Annotated in this window: 18 protein-coding genes; 8 read left to right on the forward strand and 10 right to left on the reverse strand. The window is 61.2% G+C overall.

Annotation, left to right across the window (positions count from 1 at the left end; all coding sequences use genetic code 11):
* Nucleotides 1-28: 28 nt before the first annotated feature.
* Nucleotides 29-430, forward strand: a complete 402-nt coding sequence (locus NKH91_RS19475; RefSeq protein WP_352950991.1) for a GtrA family protein — start codon at nucleotides 29-31, stop codon at nucleotides 428-430.
* Here the strand turns inward: NKH91_RS19475 and NKH91_RS19480 are convergent.
* From NKH91_RS19480 to NKH91_RS19490, 3 genes are all read right to left on the reverse strand, one after another.
* Entirely contained in the window at nucleotides 427-1,059 is a 633-nt protein-coding gene (locus tag NKH91_RS19480) for a hypothetical protein (RefSeq protein WP_023717155.1), read from the reverse strand. The genes NKH91_RS19475 and NKH91_RS19480 overlap by 4 nt on opposite strands.
* Nucleotides 1,046-2,209: a putative hexosyltransferase gene (locus NKH91_RS19485; protein WP_023717154.1), complete on the reverse strand. Its 1,164-nt coding sequence runs from the start codon at nucleotides 2,207-2,209 to the stop codon at nucleotides 1,046-1,048. Before NKH91_RS19485 ends, NKH91_RS19480 begins: the two co-directional genes overlap by 14 nt.
* A gap of 101 nt (nucleotides 2,210-2,310) precedes the next feature.
* Complete coding sequence (locus tag NKH91_RS19490; protein WP_352481318.1) at nucleotides 2,311-2,394, reverse strand: hypothetical protein; 84 nt, start codon at nucleotides 2,392-2,394, stop codon at nucleotides 2,311-2,313.
* Between the two features lie 308 nt (nucleotides 2,395-2,702).
* Between NKH91_RS19490 and NKH91_RS19495 the strand changes: the two genes are divergently transcribed.
* Complete coding sequence (locus NKH91_RS19495) at nucleotides 2,703-3,449, forward strand: gamma-glutamylcyclotransferase (RefSeq protein ID WP_352818344.1); 747 nt, start codon at nucleotides 2,703-2,705, stop codon at nucleotides 3,447-3,449.
* Here NKH91_RS19495 and NKH91_RS19500 read toward each other — a convergent pair.
* The 6 genes from NKH91_RS19500 to NKH91_RS19525 all read right to left on the reverse strand — a co-directional run bounded on the left by NKH91_RS19500 (nucleotide 3,436) and on the right by NKH91_RS19525 (nucleotide 11,377).
* A complete protein-coding gene (locus NKH91_RS19500) occupies nucleotides 3,436-5,418 on the reverse strand; it encodes a glycoside hydrolase family 127 protein (protein WP_352849475.1) in 1,983 nt (660 codons plus the stop codon). The two genes, NKH91_RS19495 and NKH91_RS19500, sit on opposite strands and share 14 nt — an antisense overlap.
* 26 nt (nucleotides 5,419-5,444) lie before the next feature.
* The gene (locus NKH91_RS19505) at nucleotides 5,445-6,302 is read right to left on the reverse strand and encodes a carbohydrate ABC transporter permease (protein WP_352588500.1); all 858 of its coding nucleotides are present in this window, start codon (nucleotides 6,300-6,302) and stop codon (nucleotides 5,445-5,447) included.
* Entirely contained in the window at nucleotides 6,302-7,231 is a 930-nt protein-coding gene (locus tag NKH91_RS19510; RefSeq protein ID WP_352481297.1) for a carbohydrate ABC transporter permease, read from the reverse strand. Before NKH91_RS19510 ends, NKH91_RS19505 begins: the two co-directional genes overlap by 1 nt.
* A gap of 354 nt (nucleotides 7,232-7,585) precedes the next feature.
* Complete coding sequence (locus tag NKH91_RS19515) at nucleotides 7,586-8,839, reverse strand: ABC transporter substrate-binding protein (RefSeq protein ID WP_352496165.1); 1,254 nt, start codon at nucleotides 8,837-8,839, stop codon at nucleotides 7,586-7,588.
* An 85-nt stretch (nucleotides 8,840-8,924) separates the two neighbouring features.
* Nucleotides 8,925-9,980, reverse strand: coding sequence for a LacI family DNA-binding transcriptional regulator (locus NKH91_RS19520; protein WP_352849473.1), 1,056 nt, complete (start codon nucleotides 9,978-9,980; stop codon nucleotides 8,925-8,927).
* A 476-nt stretch (nucleotides 9,981-10,456) separates the two neighbouring features.
* On the reverse strand, nucleotides 10,457-11,377 hold the full coding sequence (locus NKH91_RS19525) for a DUF6615 family protein (RefSeq protein ID WP_352849471.1): 921 nt from the start codon (nucleotides 11,375-11,377) through the stop codon (nucleotides 10,457-10,459).
* A 214-nt stretch (nucleotides 11,378-11,591) separates the two neighbouring features.
* Here NKH91_RS19525 and NKH91_RS19530 point away from each other — a divergent pair, with 214 nt between their 5' ends.
* The 4 genes from NKH91_RS19530 to NKH91_RS19545 all read left to right on the forward strand — a co-directional run bounded on the left by NKH91_RS19530 (nucleotide 11,592) and on the right by NKH91_RS19545 (nucleotide 14,890).
* Nucleotides 11,592-12,779 (forward strand): GmrSD restriction endonuclease domain-containing protein, encoded by a 1,188-nt coding sequence (locus tag NKH91_RS19530; RefSeq protein ID WP_352849469.1) that lies wholly within the window; start codon nucleotides 11,592-11,594, stop codon nucleotides 12,777-12,779.
* Between the two features lie 3 nt (nucleotides 12,780-12,782).
* The gene (locus tag NKH91_RS19535) at nucleotides 12,783-13,574 is read left to right on the forward strand and encodes a HEPN domain-containing protein (protein ID WP_352849468.1); all 792 of its coding nucleotides are present in this window, start codon (nucleotides 12,783-12,785) and stop codon (nucleotides 13,572-13,574) included.
* A 293-nt stretch (nucleotides 13,575-13,867) separates the two neighbouring features.
* Nucleotides 13,868-14,389 carry a hypothetical protein gene (locus NKH91_RS19540; protein ID WP_352849466.1) on the forward strand — a complete coding sequence of 174 codons (522 nt, stop codon included), beginning with the start codon at nucleotides 13,868-13,870 and terminating at the stop codon, nucleotides 14,387-14,389.
* 42 nt (nucleotides 14,390-14,431) lie between these two features.
* Nucleotides 14,432-14,890, forward strand: a complete 459-nt coding sequence (locus NKH91_RS19545) for a gamma-glutamylcyclotransferase family protein (RefSeq protein WP_352849464.1) — start codon at nucleotides 14,432-14,434, stop codon at nucleotides 14,888-14,890.
* A gap of 215 nt (nucleotides 14,891-15,105) precedes the next feature.
* Here the strand turns inward: NKH91_RS19545 and NKH91_RS19550 are convergent, their stop codons facing one another.
* Nucleotides 15,106-16,005 carry an HNH endonuclease gene (locus tag NKH91_RS19550; RefSeq protein ID WP_352849463.1) on the reverse strand — a complete coding sequence of 300 codons (900 nt, stop codon included), beginning with the start codon at nucleotides 16,003-16,005 and terminating at the stop codon, nucleotides 15,106-15,108.
* 637 nt (nucleotides 16,006-16,642) lie between these two features.
* Between NKH91_RS19550 and NKH91_RS19555 the strand changes: the two genes are divergently transcribed.
* Complete coding sequence (locus NKH91_RS19555; RefSeq protein ID WP_352849478.1) at nucleotides 16,643-18,373, forward strand: adenylate/guanylate cyclase domain-containing protein; 1,731 nt, start codon at nucleotides 16,643-16,645, stop codon at nucleotides 18,371-18,373.
* Between the two features lie 210 nt (nucleotides 18,374-18,583).
* On the forward strand, nucleotides 18,584-19,120 hold the full coding sequence (locus NKH91_RS19560; RefSeq protein ID WP_352481306.1) for a dihydrofolate reductase family protein: 537 nt from the start codon (nucleotides 18,584-18,586) through the stop codon (nucleotides 19,118-19,120).
* Nucleotides 19,121-19,555 lie beyond the last annotated feature (435 nt).

Consider the following 19,555-nt stretch of genomic DNA (forward strand, 5'->3'; position numbering starts at 1 on the left):
CCGTTCAACCGGCGACGCCGGGCTGAGGGTGCTGGCGCGCTTCGGGTCGGTCGGCATCGCCGCAACGATCCTTTATGCAGTGATGGCCACCGCTTTGGTAAAATGGCAACGGTTCGGCCTCTCGCCGGTCGGTGCCTCGCTCGCGGCTTACACCGCAGCCGCCCTGTTTTCTTATCTCGCGCATAAGTTCGTGACTTTCGCGTCGAGCGGATCGCATCGATCGGAAGCTCCGCGTTTTTTCTTGCTGACGGCGACAGGCTTCGCCGTTGCCTACGCGGCGCCGGCGGTTTTGACGGCCAAACTCGGCCTGCCGCCGATCATCGCCATTCTGGTTACATGCTTGCTTGTTCCAGCGGTCAATCTTCTCATGCTCGACCGGTGGGTTTTTGCGCAGCGAAGACCCGGCCAGCAACGTGATCGCCCGCCCTAACCCGGCTCAACAGGATCGAGCCGGAACGACAACAATTTGATGGCGCGCTTGTAGATGTTGCTGGCGGCCGAACTTGGCGGAATGCCGTCGAGGTAGTCGAAGGCGACATCGAGTATCCTGGCCTCGGCGAGGGCCGCCGTTGGAATGACGAACGAGACCGTTCGCGGCTCTTTGCCGGACAGCGTCACCGCATGCACCCGAACGCCATTCACCGAAATAATAATCCGCTGCGTGACCTGCGGCGGGCGAATGGCGGCGGCCATTTGCAGCGTGGCCGTCACACTGTCGTGGAGCGGCGGTATCTTCAGCCGAAGCCGCGAGGTCTCGCCTAGGGAATGGGTGCCGTCGGCAACGGGTCCCGACCAGCCGCAGACCCTCATGCCGGCTGCCTTTTTGGCTCCGTCGGACCGGAACGACACCGTCTCGCCTAGGGTATAGCTGCCGACCGCATCGCGATTGAGGCAGGTCGTCGTCCGGTCAATGTAATAGGCGCGATAATCGGCGTTGACATTCGGATTGAGAGCAAGCGCAAGAATGACGATTTCCGTTCCCGCCAGAACCGCCGCCAGCGCGTAGCTGGCAAGCCTGGCCCCGCGCAGATACCGGCCCGAAATGTCAGACCAGGGCAAGATAGCCTCCGATCCATGCCACGGTCATGAAATAACAGGCGCCCAGGAAGAGAGCCAGAGCCGCAAGAAAAGTCAGCTTCGACGCCGACGACAGCATGGCCAGTAATATTGTCAGAGGTGCAAGCCCAACGACGTATCTGACCATCGAGGCCAGGTTCGTGATCAGCGGCAGGATGATGCAGCAGGCGCAGAACAACGCGGCGCCATATTGCCTGCGAACCGCCAGAACCGCCGATAGCGCCAGTCCGATGAGTGCGGCGAGCGCGCTCCATTGCGGCGCCGTGGGCAGCCATCCAGTTGTCGGAACGGCCGAAAACCCGTCCCATATAAAGGCGAGCGGATTGCCCGGCACCCGTCCAAACGCGCGCTGCACGTGCAGGAAGGCAAAGCCGTCGCCGATGGTCAGATAGAGAAACAGGATGTAGGCGAATAGGCCGGCTGGCGAGATGAAGATGGCGACGAGCAGATCCGGTCGGCCAAGCAGCCAACGCGGGAACGACAGCGTCGATCCGCCCTTTGCGCGGTAATCCGTGAACATCTGAATGACGGTCGCGAATACAACGAGCACCCCGACGAGCCTGGTTGCCGACAGGAGAGCCGATGACAGTCCCGCAGCCAGATAGCTGGAGCGTTTGAGCGCCAGAAAAACGCACGAAGTCAGGAGTACGAAAAGAGGTTCGGTCAGGAAAGTCGTGAAGTGATAGGAGAACGGGCCGCTGAGCAGGAAGGCGCAATACAGAACATAAGCGCGCATGTTCTTCTCGAGCAGTGGCCACGCCACCAGACAGGCGGCATAGCTGCACGCAATCGATGTGATCGACGCGACGAGTATCGTCGGAAAGCGGAAAACAGACCGGATTGCCGCCACCAGCATCGGATAGAGCGGGAAGAAGCCCCAGCGTCCGACATTGCTCTGGCCTGGAATGGGAAAGCGCTCGTAGCCGTGTTCGGAAATGCCGACATACCACGCGCAATCCCAGCGGCAGAGCGCCTGGGCATAGGCCGCGAAGCCGGGTTCTGCCGAAACCGAAGCAAATGCGGCATAGCGAATGGCCAGCCCACTGACGACGAAAGCCAACGGCACCGCGACGACGGCTACCGCAACAAAGCGGCCACCGGCGTTCGGACGCGCGACAGCTTCGAGCGCCAAAATCTGCCTCCACCCGTTCAAATGGCAGGCGCCACTCAAAGCTAGATGACGCGCGCCCCGGCGAATTCAAGGCGTGCACGCGGCTCAAATTGGCGATACCGCTATCCGGCGCTTCTGAGCCAGACCAGCATCTCGCCGGGGTCGCGGTTGTGCCAGGCGAAATGCGGCACGGCGCCGACTTTCACTTCCTCGACCGCCGGCGGTTCGGTGCGGTAGAGCCCCTTTCCAGTTTTCGAAAGTCTCCTTTTGGCCGAAAGCGTGACGCCGCCGCCCAGACGGTTCGCTGCTTGTGTGCCTCGATCTCAGCCGTTCGCGGCAGAGCGATGCGGTGCCGTGGCTGGAATTCGACGCGCAAAAGTCCGCCGCGTATTTTGTGCGATTCCGTCAAGCTGTTGTACACGACAGTTTTGAACCCTGATGCCGCGCCCGCGTACTCGGCCCTTGAGAATCCTCCAGCCTTCGGCAACATGGCGGCAAAGCTGAGAGTGTGAGGATGAGCAAGGTCATTTCCGCCGCATCGCGGCGTCAGTCGGCGCCGCGCAAGCCGCCGATGGCGCTGACCGAGGCGCTGGTCGCCCGCACCTTGCGGGCGGTCGAGGACGCCGGGCCGACGCCGGGCATGGTCTACATGACCGATGCCGATTACGCGCGCATTCGCGACGAGGTGCTGGCCGGCGCGCCGGCCGGGCCGGTGAAGCTGTTCGCCTATGGTTCGCTGCTATGGAAGCCGGCCGGCGAGGTCAGGGGTGGCGAACGGGCCGTAGCGACGGGCTGGCACCGTTCGTTCTGTTTTACGGTGCAGCGCTTCAGGGGCACGGTGGAGCAGCCCGGCCTGATGATGGCGCTCGACCGCGGCGGCCAATGCCAGGGGATGGTGTTCGAGATCGCCGAGCCAGTGGCGGCCAATCTCGAAGCGCTGCTGCGCCGCGAGATGACCATCCTGCCGGCCGTCAACGTGCCGCGCTGGCTGCAGGTCAGGACGGGCGACGGCATGGGCCAAGCGCTTGGTTTCGTTGTCGATCCCGCCAATCCGCGCTATGCCGGCAAGCTCGAAAAGCGAGCGATAGCGGCGACCCTGGCCACGGCCGTCGGCCATTGGGGTTCGGGCGCCGAATATCTGTTCGAGACCATTCGCCATCTCGACGCCTGCGGCATCCGCGACCGCAATCTCTGGCAGCTGCAGGAACTTGTGGCCGAGGAGATCGGCCGGGCGCCGCCGTCGGGCTTTATTCGTCCCTGAGCCAGACCAGCATCTCGCCGGGATCGCGGTTGTCCCAGGCGAAGTACGGCACGGCGGTGACTTTCGCTTCCTCGACCGCCGGCGGTTCGGTGCGGTAGAGCCCCTCTTCCCAGTTTTCGAAAGCCTCCTTCTTGGCAATAGCCGAAAGTGTCACGACGCCGCCCAAAAGGTTTGGCTGTTTGTGTGCCTCGATCTCGGCCGTTCGCGGTAGAGCGATGCGGTGCAGCTGGCTGGAATTGTCGGTCTCTTCGATGCAATAGATCAGCGGTCCGCGCGCCAGTGCGACGCGGCCGATATCCTGCCGCACCTGCGGGTTGGCGTAGAGGCGGTCGACCGCCATTTCGAGATCGAGCTCGACGCGGTCGCCCTTGCGCCATTCGCGGCGGATCGCGGCATAGCCGTCGCTGGTGACAGCAGCCAGATCGACATCGGCGCCGTTGACCTTGAGCGTTGCCTTGCGGCACCAGGCCGGCAGCCGCAGATGCAAGGTGAACTCAGTCGGCGCTTCCGGTTCGACGGAGATCGAGACCGCGCCGTCCCATGGATAATTGCTGGTCTGGGTGAGCTCTATCTGCGCCCCGGCGATATCGAAACGAGCCGTGCCGTTTCCATAGAGATGGACGGCAAGTGCTGTGTCCGACAGGCCATAGAAATAGCTGCCGATCGAGGCGACCATGCGCCCGACATTGGGCGGGCAGCACGGGCAGCGATGCCATCTCCAGCGGTGGTGGGCGCCGCGGCTTTCGAGCGGATTTTCGTAGAAGAACAGCGAGCCGTCGAGTGACAGGCCGGAGATCGAGCCGTTGTAAAGCGCCCGCTCCATGATGTCGGCGTAGCGCGCATTGGGACCCATGCCGAGCATGCGGCTTGCCCAGAACACCAGGCCGACCGAAGCGCAGGTCTCGGCATAGGCGGTGTCGTTGGGCAGGTCGTAATCGGCAGTGAAACCCTCATTGTGCGACGACGGCCCGAGACCGCCAGTCACGTAAAGGTTCTTGGTCATGAGATCGTCCCACAGCCGGTCGAGCGCCACCCGCAGCGTGTCGTCGCCATATTCGGTGGCGATGTCGGCCATGCCCGAATAGAGGTACATCGCCCGCACCGCATGGCCGACGACCTTGTCCTGCTCGCGCACCGGCCTGTGCGACTGGTTGTATTCGTAGGTCTTGAAATGATAGGCCCTGGGGTCAGCGCCGCGGGCGCGCGCCTCTTCGTCGAAGTAGTGCGGCTGCTGGCCGCGCTGATCGATGAAGTATTTGGCAAGCTCCATGTATTTGCGCTCGCCCGTCACCCGCGCCAGCTTGACCAGCGCCAGCTCGATCTCCTCGTGGCCGCAATAGCCCTTCTTCTTGCCGGGCTCGGGACCGAATGTTTCTGCGATATGGTCGGCGTAGCGGCACATGATATCGAGCAGCTTGCGTTTGCCTGTGGCCTGGTAATAGGCGACCGCGCCTTCGATCAGGTGGCCGGCGCAATAGAGCTCGTGGCAATCGCGCAGATTGGTCCAGCGCAGGCCCGGCTGGATGCGCTGGTACCAGCTCGACAGATAGCCGTCGGGCTGCTGCAGCTTGCCATACATGTCGATGACGGCGTCGATCTTCTTCTCCAGCTCCTCGTTGCGGCGGCGGTAGAGCGAATAGGCGGCGGTCTCGATGGTCTTGCCCCAATCGCTGTCCCAGAACATCTGCGTGGTCACCGCCGAGCCGGTGAATTCGTTGCCGGCAGTGGCCGCCTCGTCCGGCGACGGTGAATGGAATGGAATGACGACGCCGGGCGACGGCCGGTCCGGATCGATCTGCTCGAGCATGCGCGCCTCGACGCAGCGATCGTAGAGGATGCCGGCGGTTTTGCTCGCGACGGCATCGACGCGGTCGCCCCAGAAGCCGCGCACGTCGACCTGCGGCACCGGCAGCGGACGGAAGGCGAGTTTCGGCTTGGCGCCCTGACTGGCGGATTGCGATGCGGTCATAAATTTACTCCGTTCAATTCGATTGGTCACTTGACGGCTCCTGCCATCAGGCCGCGGATGTAGAAGCGCTGCAGCAGCAGGAAGAGCACCAGGCACGGCACCATCATCACGGTGACGCCGGCCTGCACGGCGCCCCAGTCGATGGCGCCGAAGCGGCCGGACTGGAGTGCGGTCATCATGATGGGCAGCGTGAATTTGGACTGGTCGGTCATCAGCACGAGGGCCGCCAGAAACTCGTTCCAGGCGCCAAGGAAGGCAAACAGCGCGATGGTGACGATGCCCGGCCAGACCAGCGGCAGCATGACCCTAAGCAGCATGGTGACATTGTTGGCGCCGTCCATGCGCGCGGCCTCCTCGATCTCGCGCGGCACCGCGTCGAAGGCGTTGCGCATCATGAAGATTGAGAACGGCAGCTGCAGCGTGACGTAGACGCAGACCAGCCCGGTCAGCGTGTTGTGCAGGCCGATTTTTGTCAGCACCAGGAAGATCGGCGTCAGGATCGACTGGAACGGGATCATGATCGTCGACAGGATGACGACGAAGAGCAGGTTCTTCAGCGGAAAGCGGAAGCGCGAGAAACCGTAGCCGGCGAGCACGCTGACGATCACAGACAGCACCACCGTCATGACCGAGACATAGATGCTGTTTTGCGCCGGCAGCCAGAGGCCATCGCCGAAGGTGTTGAGCGTGGCGTAGTTCTCGAGCGAGAACCCAGTTGTCGGCCAGGGCGGCAGCGGTGGCTGGCGCGCCTCCTGCGCCGGCTTGAACGCCGAAAGAACGGTCCAGACGATCGGCGCCAGGAACAGTATGGACGCGGTGATGCCGGTGGCGTGCTCTGCGAACTGCATACCTATCCGGCGTTTGCGGCTGCGGGCCTGCGCCATCAGTCGACCCCCTCTGGCTGGCGCAGCAGCCGCAGCTGGATGAGGCTGAGCGCCACCAGGATGACCAGCAGGACCATCGACAGCGCGGCGCCGTAGCCGAGCTTGAACGACACGAAGGACTGGTTGAAGATCCAGTAGACGGCGGTCAGCGTCTGGTTGCGCGGGCCGCCGCGCAGGATGATGTAGAACTGGTCGAAGGCGAGAATCGAGCCGGCCACCGACAGGATCAGCGCCAGCGCCAGCGTGCGACGCATCAGCGGCAGGGTGATGGCGCGAAACCGCGCGAATGGCCCTGCTCCGTCGATCATCGCCGCCTCCTGCAGGTCCGGCGGGATCGATTGCAGGCCGGTCATCAGGATGATCATGGTGAAGCCCGCCACCTTCCACACCACCATGGCGATGATCGACCAGAAGGCCGGCTGGAAGGTCGCCAGCAGGTTGAATTTCTTCTCGGTCAGGCCAAGCTCGAAGGCGGCCGGGCTGAACAGGCCGGAATCGACATTGAGCAGCCACGACCACAAAAGGCTGGCCGAGGCGAAGCCGATGACCGCCGGCATGAAGAAGGACGTGCGGTAGAAGCCGGTCAGCTGCCGCGGCCGCTCGATGAACAGCGCCAGCGGAAAGGCGACGGCGAAGATCGCGATCGTCACCACCACCGTGTAGTAGCCGGTGAACTTCAGCGCGTTCCAGAAGCGGGTATCGCGCAGGATCGCCCAGTAATTGTCGAGGCCGATAAAGCTATGCGCGCCCATCAGCGGCCAATTGTGCAGCGACATCCACGCGGTCATGCAAAGCGGCACGATGAAGAAGACGACGACAAGGGCAACGGCCGGCGCGACATAGAGCAGGCCGATCCACTGCCGGCGGCCGGCGCCGACCAGTTTGTATGCGCGTGCCGGGGTGGCGGTGGTTGCTGTGATGGTGGTCATGCGCGGTTCTTGCGGTTGAATGGTTGCAAATCTTCGGTCTCCCGCCCCAACTCAATCGCGTCTGGTTTGCGCCGCCCCTCATCGCCCTGCCGGGCACTTCTCCCCGTATAGTGACGGGGAGAAGGGTGCCTTCGCAAAGGATTTCGCCAATCTCCTATGTTGCAGAGAGGGCGCCGAAGTTGGGGTAAGCCCCTTCTCCCCGTCACTATACGGGGAGAAGGTGCCGGCAGGCGGATGAGGGGCGGTGCCGACATTAACAATCGGTCCTTCCAACGTAAGTTGCGGGCGGTCTTCCGACGCAATTGCCCGGCCACCCGCCCAGGGAGACAGGCGGGCGGCCGGAGCGCCGGCGCTTTACTTCTGCGGCGCCGAATCGATGATCGACTGCATGGTTTCCTGTGCGTTGGCGATGGCGCCGTCGACGTCTTCGCCGAAGAAGACCTCGTTCATCATCTGGTTCCACGGACCGTTGGCGGAGTTGATCAGATCGTTGAACACCACCGAATAGGGCGTGCGCCCCTTGGACATTGCCTCCGCGGCAACCTTGTAGCGCGGGTCGAGGTCTTTCAGCGCCTCATTGGCGATGTCGCCGCGCACCGGCAGGCTGCCATATTTCGCCAGGATCGTCTGGCCCTCGAGCGAATAGGCGAAGTCGAGGAACTCCTTCACCACCGCGACCTTGGTGGTGCCCTTGGTGACGACGAAATTGTCGCCGCCGGCAAACGACGACCAGGCGCCATCCTTGCCCGGCAGGAAGGTGATGCCGTAGTCGATGTCGGGATATTGCGTGTTGAGCGCGCCGATGGCGAAGGCGCCGGATGGCGAGATGCCGATATTGCCGGTGGCGAAGGCGGCAAAGAAGTTGGAGCCGGTGTCGGTCTGCGCGCCTGATGGCACCAGGTCCTTCTTGACCATCGAACGGTAAAGGTCGATGGCGCCGCGCATCTGCGGCGTGTCCAGCGTCGCCTTGGAGCCGTCCTCGGTGAGGATATCGCCGCCCGAGGCCCAGATCAGCGGCGTGAAGGTGAAGATGTTGCAGCCGCCGCAATTGCCGGAGAAGTAGAAGCCCTTGATGTCGCCGCCTAGCGCGTTGACCTTTTCGGCGTCGGCTTCGATCTCGGCCCAGTTGGTCGGGCCTTTTTCCGGGTCGAGGCCGGCCTGCTTGAACAGCTTCTTGTTCCAGATCAGCACCGAGGAGTCGGCCGAGAACGGCAGCCCGTAGATGCGGCCCTTATAGGTGCCGGTCTTGACATGCGCCGGCGACAGGCTGGCGAAATAGGGCAGCGATTTCGCCCAGTCGGTGATGTCTTCCAGCTGGCCGGCGGCGGCGAAGGACGGCGTGTAGATCAGGTCGAGCGACAGCGCATCGGGCGCCGTGCCGCCGGCGGCGGCCGCACCGTATTTCGGGATGATTTCGGCGTTGGGGATGATGTCGAGCTTGATCTGGTTCTGATGGCCCTTGTTGAAGGCATCGACGATGCGCGGCATGAAGTTCGAGCCGTCGGCGCGAACCCAGATGTTGGCGGTGTCGGCGGCGGCCGAGCCGACCGTTGCCAGCGTGCCGAAAATGCTCGCGGCGATGGCGAGCCCGGTAATGGTGGTTCTCATGCTTCTCCTCCACATGGTTTTAATTTAGCGTCTTAATTTAGCCGCGCCCCCACAAGAGGGTGACAATCGACACGGCCCGTTTCGTTCAGCCGTCCGGCGGACGGCCGCATGACTGACGCACCACCAGCCGGCACGGCAGTTTTCTGATGCCCGGCAGAGCGGGTTCGCCGCCGACGAGCGAAAGCAAGGCAAGGCCGGCCTCGCGGCCAAGTGCTGCGAGATTCATGTCGACCGAGGTCAGTGGCGGGCGGGTTGCCTCGGCGACGATCTGCCAATTGTCGAAGCCGATGACGCCGACCTCGTCCGGCACGCCGATACCGCGCTCGCGCAAAGCATCGATGACGCCGCGCGCGATCTGGTCGTTGCCGCAAAACACCGCATCGGGCTTTTCGCCCGTGCCGTCGAACCCCTCGCCGTCGAACAATTTTGCCACCGCCTCATGCCCCCAAGCCTCCGACCACGGGCCGAGCAGCGGCTCCATGACCGGCAGGCCGTTCTCGGCCAGCACCGCGCGATAGGCCTCGGCCCGCGCATGCACCACGGCAAAGCTCGCCGGACCGCTGACATGGGCGATGCGCCGCCGCCCCAGCCGGCAAAAATGCTCGACCGCCAGCCGCGCCCCGCCGGCATCATCGGACACAAAAGCGATGGAGCCGGGATCGGGCTCGGTGAAGGCGTAGATCGCCGGAATGCCGAGATTGGCGAGGTCGACCGGCAGATGGCGGTCGATGCGCTTGCCGGTGGCGATGATGCCGTCGACGCGCTTGTCGAGCATGGCATCGACATGCAGCTGGGCAAGGCGCGGGTCGTCCTCGACATTGCACAGGAACACCGAGACGCCGGCATCGACCAGCGCATCGGAAACGCCGGCCATCAGCGGCAGCGAAAAGCGGCCATAGGTGTCGTTGGTCAACAGCCCGACGGTAAAGGAGCGCCGCCGCAACAGGCTCTGCGCCAGGCTGTTCGGGCGAAAGCCAAGCCGCTGCGCCGTCTCGCGAATACGGGTCCGCGTCTCGGCAGTCATCCGCCCCTGCCCGTTCAGCGCTTTCGACGCCGTGGCCACGCTGACGCCGGCAAGCGCCGCCACCTCGCGGAGGGTGACCGGCTGTTTTGCGGGCGTTGGCTGGACGTCGGACGCCATGATTTGGATGTCGATCCTCCCCTTTGAGAAAAGCTTTTCTCTTATGGCCCCTGCGGGTGCTGAATGGTGGGGTCAGCGGCTGCGGGGCGATTTGGGAAAAGGTTTTCTCAGGGGGGAGATTAGGACGAAGGATGTGGGGATGGCAAGGGGGAATGATGAGCAGGCGACGCGGTTGTTCGTCAATGACCGCCTTGCGCCAGACGGGGTCATTGCTGAGCAGGTTTTCTGCCGGCGCCCGAAACTCTTCACGAAAGCTGCTTGTCCGCTATCGGGACGAAGTTACCAACAAGCAGCCATTCCGTTGACCACCAGAGGCGGGTAGCCGCGCGTCGAACCGCAGCATCCGGGATCACCTGCAACAACCCTAGATCTAAACGGCAGACTTGGCGCTCGGTCGCTACCACTGATGGCCTATCGCGCGCCGTCCGCTGTTGGGCAGATCAATGATGAAGCGATCAGTCAAACGCGCCCCGAAATCAGCGCGACCATCTTTCGGATTCTTCGGTGATAATAGGCGTGCGATCGTCGTCGGTTCGGCCAGAGATGAAGGTGACTATCGGGCGTTCCACTGTCCGGTCCACTCTTATGGAGGGACCGTCGGGAATGCGTCGTCCGAAGCGCCCGTCAGGAAGCATCTCCAACGGTTCTGACAGGATGCGCAGGATGATATCCTCGTCCTTCGTCCGCGCAGTTCCCTTGCCGCGCGCCGCCCACCGCTCGCGAAGTGAGGCGGAGACCACGTCCGGCGGCGGCACGCCCGCTCCCTCCCAATCGCCGCCCGGGCATAGGATCGCCTCTAGACCGAACAGGCGCTCGCGAAGATGGCTTAGGCGCTTGTGGTGCTTGACTGACTTCGGCTTGGCTTTCGCCGCGTTAAGCTTAAGCCTCAACTCCTTCACGACATCAGCAGCAAACGCAAGGTTCACTCCGCTCACCGTCGGTCCGACCCCTGCGAAGTATGGGTCATCCGCAGCCGACTGGTGATTGTAAAACATGTACAGCGGCACCCAAGGCGGCGGTGCGTCAGCGAGCGTCTCAAACTGGAACTTCGCCGAACGCGGCGGCTTGTGCAGCAGTTCGTGGTAGGAGCGGTGCGCTATGTTCACTGCCTTCTTGGCATTGAATGCGGCGCTTAGGCGCTTGGCTTGAATCCTCAATTGGAGTTCGCGACCGGTCGCTATGTGCCAGAAGCACAGATCAAGGTCACCGCCCGTCACGGCCTCGATCGGATACTGAATGACCAGTTCGGGCCCGGCGAATGCCGCGAGTGCGCCGGTGAAGATGTCGGTCATCGTCTCCTCGCGAAACCGTCCCCGCTTGAGCTTCGCCTCTCGGTCTAGGAGACGGCCAATCAGCAGCGGCAGCGTCTTCGCAAGATCACACATCGTCGTCGGCATGAATCCTCTCGCTCCCTTCCCACCACGATCCCGAGGCTGCACACGTTCTCGCCGCCGGTCCAGCCTGAAACAGCCTAACGGCCCAAACGCGATTGTAGAAGGCAAGGAATGAACGACCGCTTTCGGATGCAAAGCACCCTCAACACCGGTTGAACGGCTTGCCGTGATGCCACTTGCTCACTATTAGTGTCCGGCTATCGCGTGGGGGTCATCGATGGATGTTGAAGTCGTATTCGGCGAGACGGACGAAATTCCCGAAGAAGTATCGCCAAGCGTTCCGCCCGTAGACCCGGACGAGTTCTTTTCCAAAAATGCTTTTCGCATCGTTTTTCAAACGAACAACTTCTTTCTCCCGCAGATCCGCGATCTGATCGACAAGGGTGAAGTGCTGAACCTGCGGCCGGAGTATCAGCGCCGGCTACGTTGGAATACGGCGCAGAAGTCCAAGCTCATAGAGTCGCTTCTACTCAACATACCGGTCCCTCCCGTGTTCCTGTATGAAAGCGACGCTGCCAGGTACGAGGTGATGGACGGCCAACAACGCCTCAACGCCGTCAAGGAGTTTATTGCTGGCGACTTCGCCTTGTCGTCGCTAACCGTTCTCGAACCCCTCAACGGCATCCGATACTCTCGCTGCCCGCCCCGCATCAAGCGAGCGCTGGACCGGGCAAGCCTGTCCGCGATCGTACTGCTGTTGGAAAGCGCTTCTGAAAGCGCAGGCAACCGCCTGAGCATGACGGATATTCGACGCTTTATCTTCGACCGCCTGAACACCGGTGGGACGAAGCTGAACCCTCAAGAAATCCGGAATGCCCTTAATCCCGGCCCGCTTAATCGCATAATCGTCGAGCTCACGCGAAACAAGCTCTTTACGGAAGTCTTCGACATTCCCGCCTACGTCGAGACAGACCCGAACGATTACTACGAGAATCCTCAGCGCCAGAAGAATACTCTCTACGCCAGCATGGCCGATTGTCAGTTGGTCCTGCGCTATTTCGCGCTGAAGGACGACACCAACATTCGCGGCTCGATGAAGTCGATGCTCGACCGGGCTATGGAGAAAGAACTTACCGATCCTGAAGCGGACGCATTGAGGCAGGAGTACATCGACCGATTCACGTTCCTGTACACACTCTTTGAGAAGAAGCCTTTCTTGCTGCCTCCGGACGAGAAGGGGCGAGAACGTGTTTCTGCAGCTATCTATGACTCGTCGATGGTTGCAATTAGCGACCTCTGGGCACATCGCACGGAGATAATGGCCGACGCGGCTGCAGTGCGTTCACGCATGATGGACACGGCGGCCAACCCCGACCTTCTTCCGATCCTGACGGGACAAGGCAATACGGCGACCGCGGTCAAGCAGCGCATCGCGCTGCTTCGCGGTATCCTGCGGCCGGAATGAGCAATGGCCAGCGCTTTTGAGATTATTGTCGAGGATTTCGTCGAAGACGTCGAAGCCATTCGGTCGCTGGTAGTCACCTTCGCCGATACCAAGTATCAGCCGAGATCGAGAATCGCGGCCGCGAACTCCGCGACGCTGCTAGTCGCCGCAACTTTTGAGGAGTTCGTGCGGGAAATGGCACGGGAGTTCGCGCGAGCTGTTGTTAGCGGCGCGCCGTCGTTCGATAAGCTGCCTACCAATTTGGCCAGTACTGCGTGGAAGCGCACAATGGACGGACTGGGGAAGGTGAAGTTCGATGCCCAAGGCAAGCGCGGCGAGATGTTCGGCATCGCCCAAGCGAAGTTCTCGGTGATTTACGACTTCTGTAAGGGTGATCTTTCGAAGGACATCTATCGGGAACTGATCCACAACGAAACCAACATGCATCCAACGCAGATCAACTCCCTATTCAAGGTGTCGGGCCTCAAGGATGTATGTGAACGCTGCTCTCATAAGCAGAGCCTTCTCGAAATTTTCGGAGAGACTGAGCATGGGAAGGCGCATGGGAAACTCCTTACAGGAATAAACGACTTCTTCGATCGCCGGAACGATATTGCGCACGCTCTTAATGGGGGGCAGTCGAGCAGTCCCGAGCAAATCCAAACTGATATCGATATGCTGATCAGCTTCGGAAAGGCGTTGTGCGAAGTTCTGGAGGGCCAGGCGCCGCAACCATTCGTGCCCGCGGCGGAAGTGTCAGTGGAGCCAGCGCCTGCTGCAGCAGTATCGACATTGGAAGCTGCTCAAAACGCCTAGGCCCGCCTGCCTCTTAAGGCCTATCCCCGACGGATCGCCGCTTACCAGCAGCTTTCGGTTAGCTAGACTGTCCAGGCACTCATCGGTGCTGACAGCATCAGCAGGTCTCTGTCCCCCAGCGCGGGAACGAACCTCCAAGATTGCAGAGGGCCGCTTATGACGCGGCCGTCGTTTGATACCGCCTGGACTTCGTGGTGGAAGGTTCAGGTTCTATGGCGGTCAACCGTCGAACAACCACTTCGCGCCTAGTTTAGCGCTACCGCCCCCGCTCTGAAAAATCGTAAGAGTGAGCGATGAAGCGTAAGCGAAATGCAGATCAGAAAACAGAAGAGCTACTGCTAGGCGCGCGCGAGCATGCCTTGTTCGGCAAACTCTTGGTTTCCCAGTCCGATATTGGCACGGCCCAGCTTTGTGCCCGATTTCTCCTGAAGAAAAGGTGGCATGCCCCACCATATTTTCGCCGCGGCAGCATCTACATCCAGCAGGTGTCGCTCACTACGACAATGATCGTGGCCTATTGCAGACCCTTTGTGGTCGGCAAGGGCAACATCAACTTTCCGAAGCGGCTCCTGCAGTTCACCAAGGACCAGCAGGACCTGCATGATCGGCTTATCGTCTTGCGCAACGAGGAGCACGCCCACACGGACGCCTCGACCTACATCGTCAGACCTTTCAAGGGCGCGATCAGCAGCATGCAAACGCTCAGGGCCACATATTTTGAACCTCAAGACATTGACCTTTTCTTGGAGATGACTTCAGGTCTGAACGATCGCATCGAGATGCGGATGGAGGAAATCAGGCTCGGCGCCGCCTGAGCAATCGCTTCCTTTTGAATGCCTTGTTGCCCAGGTGATCTAATGACCCTTGTGTTTGGATACGGCTCAAACATGGACGATGCGCAGATGGATATGCGCTGTCCCGATCGTGTGAAGGTTGGCAATGCGGTACTTCGCGGCCACCGGCTTATATTCCCGCGTCTGTCGAACCGTCGGGAATGCGGCGTGTCTTCTGTCGAACCAGCGGACGGCCACGACGTTTGGGGTGTTGTCCATCGACTTAATGCCGTCGACCTCGAATCCTTGGACCGGAGCGAAGGCTATCGCGCCGACCGCTCAGCTGAGAGGAATGGTTACAATCGCGTTCCGATCACCGTTGAAATTGGAGGGGTGCTAGTGGCCGTCGAAACCTATGTGGCGGTGGCCACTCCTAACCCTCCTGCGCCAAACGCCATGTATCTAGCCCATATCCGTGACGGGGCGCGGCAGCATGGACTGCCGGAGGACTATCAGGAGTTTCTGGCTGGGTTGGTGTTCTAAACTTCGTCCACGACGTATTACTGCGTGGGTAGGAACGCCCGTACGTAGCGCAAGTTCGCCGGTTGTGTTGACATCGATGTCCGCTTCTGGAGGGCAGGAGTGGCCGGTGGAATGACCGACATGCGGCGCAAACCTGTCATGCGCGCTGCACCTCGGAAGGTCCACTGAGGGTCAAAAGTGGCCGTTCCAACTCCCACCAACACGCCGGCGGCGCTTCACTGCTTGAAGCAGTGCTCACGGTGCCATTGCAAGAAACGAGGATGGGGGCGTTCAAGCTGTCGGCCCGGCGAAAGCGCGCGGCGAGTCTTGTTTATGAATGCCTGCACGCTATCGAGATCGTTGACGTGCCGGGAGATCATGATTTCCAAGTCGTCAGATAGGCTGATCAGCCCGCGATCGAACATCCAATGCGCTGTACCTGACAGTGCGATCCCATTGTTAATGACATCTGGGCCGGTCGCTTCGACCGGCCGAATATGGGCGGCGGAAACCTCCGCTCGACCGCCGCCATTTATCAGCTTGAGTCCCGTGATCGCGCACCGCTCATCATAGGCGCGCAAGACGATGCGACGGAAAATGCGGTCCCGCACAATTCGCGATCCGATGTAGCTTACGCGATCACGGCTCTGCTCGAATTCGAATGGAGCCTGCTCATCCTGAAATCCGATAGATGTGCCGACCTCGTCTACGCGCGGTAGCAACAACTCATTCGTGTCCAGTCCCAGATCGATGATGCGGTTGAAATCGGCTGGACTGATTGGGCGGACGGCCGATTGAGCGCGACCGGAAACCCGTCCTTGGTCGTTGAGTAAGCCTCGTTCAACGAGGCCATCAGTTCCGTTAAATGGAACGGGATTGACGAAATCGAGATAGGTTCCGGGCTCAATCAGAGCGAGGTACATATCAGGCGTCACAGGATCGGGAATGATCTGTTGGACTTTGGCTACGGCGTAATAGCCGCGGGTATCGTCTACCTTGCTGGGCTCGTAATAGATGATCCAGTCACCAACGCATGCTTCGACGCGGCGCAGATACGGATGAGGAAACTGGTATTGCTCGGCGGGGCGGTCATTGTAGATCGAATCTGAGCGATGAATGAAAACCCCGAATCCCATGATCTTCCTGCAATGCGTTCTTTGGGGATATCTGCCTCAGAACACCAAAATCCGATCTTGGGAGGTTAGTCCAGGTCGGAGAAGCTTTTCCCCGTGGTATCGGCCTTTTTGAACCGTCTAGGGAAAGCTCCTCCCCCTAAGCGCCGCGCTCTTTTCCACGGCGCGTGTCGCAGAAGGCCCGCGCCATCCGTCCTCTGACACAACGAGGAGCACGCTGCCAAACTCATCGTCACCGAGTTCATCAGTGTCGATGGCATCGCCGAGGTCGAGAAGCTGCCAAGCGTGACCTGGAACGATGAGATGCAAAAATTCAAGGACGACGAGCTTGCCGACAGCGGCGCCATGCTTCTGGGGCGCACGACCTAAGAGATCTTTGCCGGCTCGTGACCCTAGGAGACCGGAGACTTCGCCGAGCGGTTCAACGCGCTGCTGAAATATATCGCCTCGACGAGCTTGACGCCGCGCGGATCCCTCCCGCCATTGATGCGATCGAGTTCGCAGCCACCAGGCGGAAGGCGGAAGGTTCTGATCCGCCCTTTCTTGCTGCTGCGGGTAGGAAGATGTCTTGATCCAGCCACAAGCCCAAATTGCTGGATTTGGCAGCACAGGAAGCGTAGGCTTGGTTTTTGGTTCAGCGATGGAACAGAGACTAGCCGCAATTCTGGCTTCCGATATGGCGGGCTACAGTCGGCTAATGGAGGCCGATGAATCCGGCACGCTCGCACGCCTTCGCACCCATCGCATAGAGCTGGTCGATCCCGCCATCGCGAAGAACAAGGGCCGGATCATCAAGACCACCGGAGACGGCATGCTCGTTGAGTTCCAGAGCGTGACCGATGCCGTGAAATGCGCCGTGGAAATCCAACAGCGCATGAAACGGCGCAATTCGGATGTGCCGCAAGAACGGCGCATCGAATTCAGGATCGGCATAAATCTCGGCGACATCATTTTCGACGATGACGACATTTTCGGCGACGGCGTCAATATTGCCTCGCGCATCGAGCAACTCGCCGACGTCGGCGGTATCTGCGTGACCGCAGCGGTGGCGACCCAAATTGCCGACCGTCTCGAAATCGCCATGGAGGACCTGGGCGAGAAGACGTTAAAGAACATCAGCCGCCCGGTTCGCCTCTATCGCGTTGGGTTTGACAGTCCTGTCCTGCCACAAGTCGAGGCAAAGCGATCCATCTCGAAACCTTCGATAGTGGTGCTGCCATTCAGCAACATGAGCGGCGACCCCGAGCAGGAATTTTTCGCGGACGGACTGACCGAGGACATCATCACCGAACTGTCCCGCCACCATGAGTTGTTCGTCATCTCGCGCAATTCCGCCTTCGTCTACAAGAACCGCGCCGTGAATGTGCGCGAGGTGGCCGAGAAACTCGACGTCCAATATTTGGTGGAGGGAAGCGTCCGCAAGATCGGCGACAGGGTGCGCGTGACGGTTCAGCTCATCGACACGGCGAATGACGCTCATATCTGGGCAGACAAATATGACCGGAAGCTGGTCGACATATTCGCGATTCAGGACGAGGTGACCGCGGCGATCGCAGCCACGCTGCCGGGCCGTGTCGAGGCGGCTCAGCGGGACCAGCTCGCGCGGGCGAAACCTGCAAACATGGCCGCGTATGAATGTGTGCTTGCTGCCAAGGTGCTGCATCACCGAAGCACGATTGCGGATAATGAACGCGCGCAAACCTTGATAGAAAGGGCCGTCACCCTCGACCCCGATTATGCCCATGCCCATGCCTGGCGGGCCTGCATTCTTGGCCAGGCCTGGGTCCATAACTGGTGCGAAGACAGGGATGCCGTCTGGAACAACGTTATGGCAGCGCTGGACAGGGCGCTGGCGCTGGACAACAACGATGCCGATGTCCACCGCATCCTCGCGGCAGTGAACGTGAACAACAATGAGCTGACCACAGCGCGCTACCATCAAGAGCGGGCGCTGGCCCTCAATCCCAATTACGACCTCGTGGTGGTGCAGCAAGGCGAGTTATTGACATGGCTGGGGAGGCCGGAAGAGGGAATCGAATGGATCCGCAAGGCAATGCAGTTGAACCCGCACCACCCGGAGAGATTCTGGAGCCATCTGGGAAAGGCGCATTTCGCCGCGCGCCAGTATGGCGAGGCGATCGAAGCTTTCATGCATCTGTCAACCATGGACTCGGTTCAGCACGCTTTCGCCGCTGCCTGCTACGGCTGGCTCGGTGACGAAATCGCGGCTGCGGCGCATCTGGGCAAGATCAGAACGCTCGATCCCCAATTCGACCTCGATCCATTTATCGCCACCCTGCACTTTGCCCAGGAGTCTGACGTGCAGCACGTCCGCGAAGGACTGCTGAAAGCCGGTATTGCCAACTTGTAGGCAGCCCGTAACTACTAACCAGACCCGATAGGGGCCCGACGCGGACCTTGTGGCATGACCGAACGACGGGCAGGTCGGAGACGCTTTTCCCACGGTGTCGGTCTTTGGAAGCGAATGGGGAAAGCCCCTCCCCCTGACAACGCGCGGCGCTAGTTGACGGCGCAGTTCGCATAAGGCCCGCACGGCCGCCCCAACAGAAGGGAACCCGCCATGAGAAAACTCATCATCACCGAATTCATCAGCGTCGATGGCATTGCCGAGGTTGAAAAGCTGCCGAGCGTGGCCTGGAACGATGAAATGCAAAAATTCAAGGACGACGAGCTTGCCGACAGCGGCGCCATGCTTTTGGGGCGCACGACTTATCAGATCTTTGCCGGCTCGTGGCCCAAGGAGACCGGAGATTTCGCCGACCGGTTCAATGCGCTGCCGAAATATGTCGCGTCGACCAGTTTGACGGCGCTGGACTGGCAGCCGGCCGAGCTGCTGACTGGCGCGTTGCCGGACGCGGTCAGAGGGCTGAAGCAAGGCAGCGGCGGCAACATCTATGTGCATGGCAGCCTCAGCGTCGCGCAGGAACTGCTGCGCCACGGCCTTGTCGACCGCATCCGGCTGCTCAGCTACCCCGGTGCTGTCGGCCAGGGCAAGCTGCTGTTCCCGCCCGGCGCGCAATTGCCGCTCGAGCTGGTGTTTGCCAGGCAATTCAGCAACGGCGTGGTGGCGCTGGAGTATGCGGCGGGGAAGGCGTGATGAGCCAATCTCCCCCCTTGAGGGGGAGATGCCCGGCAGGGCAGAGGGGGGCGCGAAAGAACGCCGGCCTTCGTTTCAACTGTGATGAGCTGGAACTTGCGCGGGTACGCTAATGCCATCGACTGATAGGTCGGCGGGACAGCGCCCCCCTCTGGCCTGACGGCCATCTCCCCCACTTGGGGGGAGATCGCGGCTTCCGCCTTGGCGCTCATCCTGCAACGCTGGTGATTGGCGAAAGCGCCGATGACAGCCAATCTCCCCCCTTGAGGGGGAGATGCCCGGCAGGGCAGAGGGGGGCGCGAAAGAACGCCGGCCTTCGTTTCAACTGTAGCAATGGCATAGGGGCAAGTGCCCCCTCACCCGGATTGCCAGACCACATGAGAAGCGGCTATATCGGCTATACCAACCAGCCCCCCAGGGCGCTGGGGGAGGCCG

The sequence above is a fragment of the Mesorhizobium sp. M0894 genome (assembly GCF_040319725.1).
Lineage (GTDB): Bacteria > Pseudomonadota > Alphaproteobacteria > Rhizobiales > Rhizobiaceae > Mesorhizobium.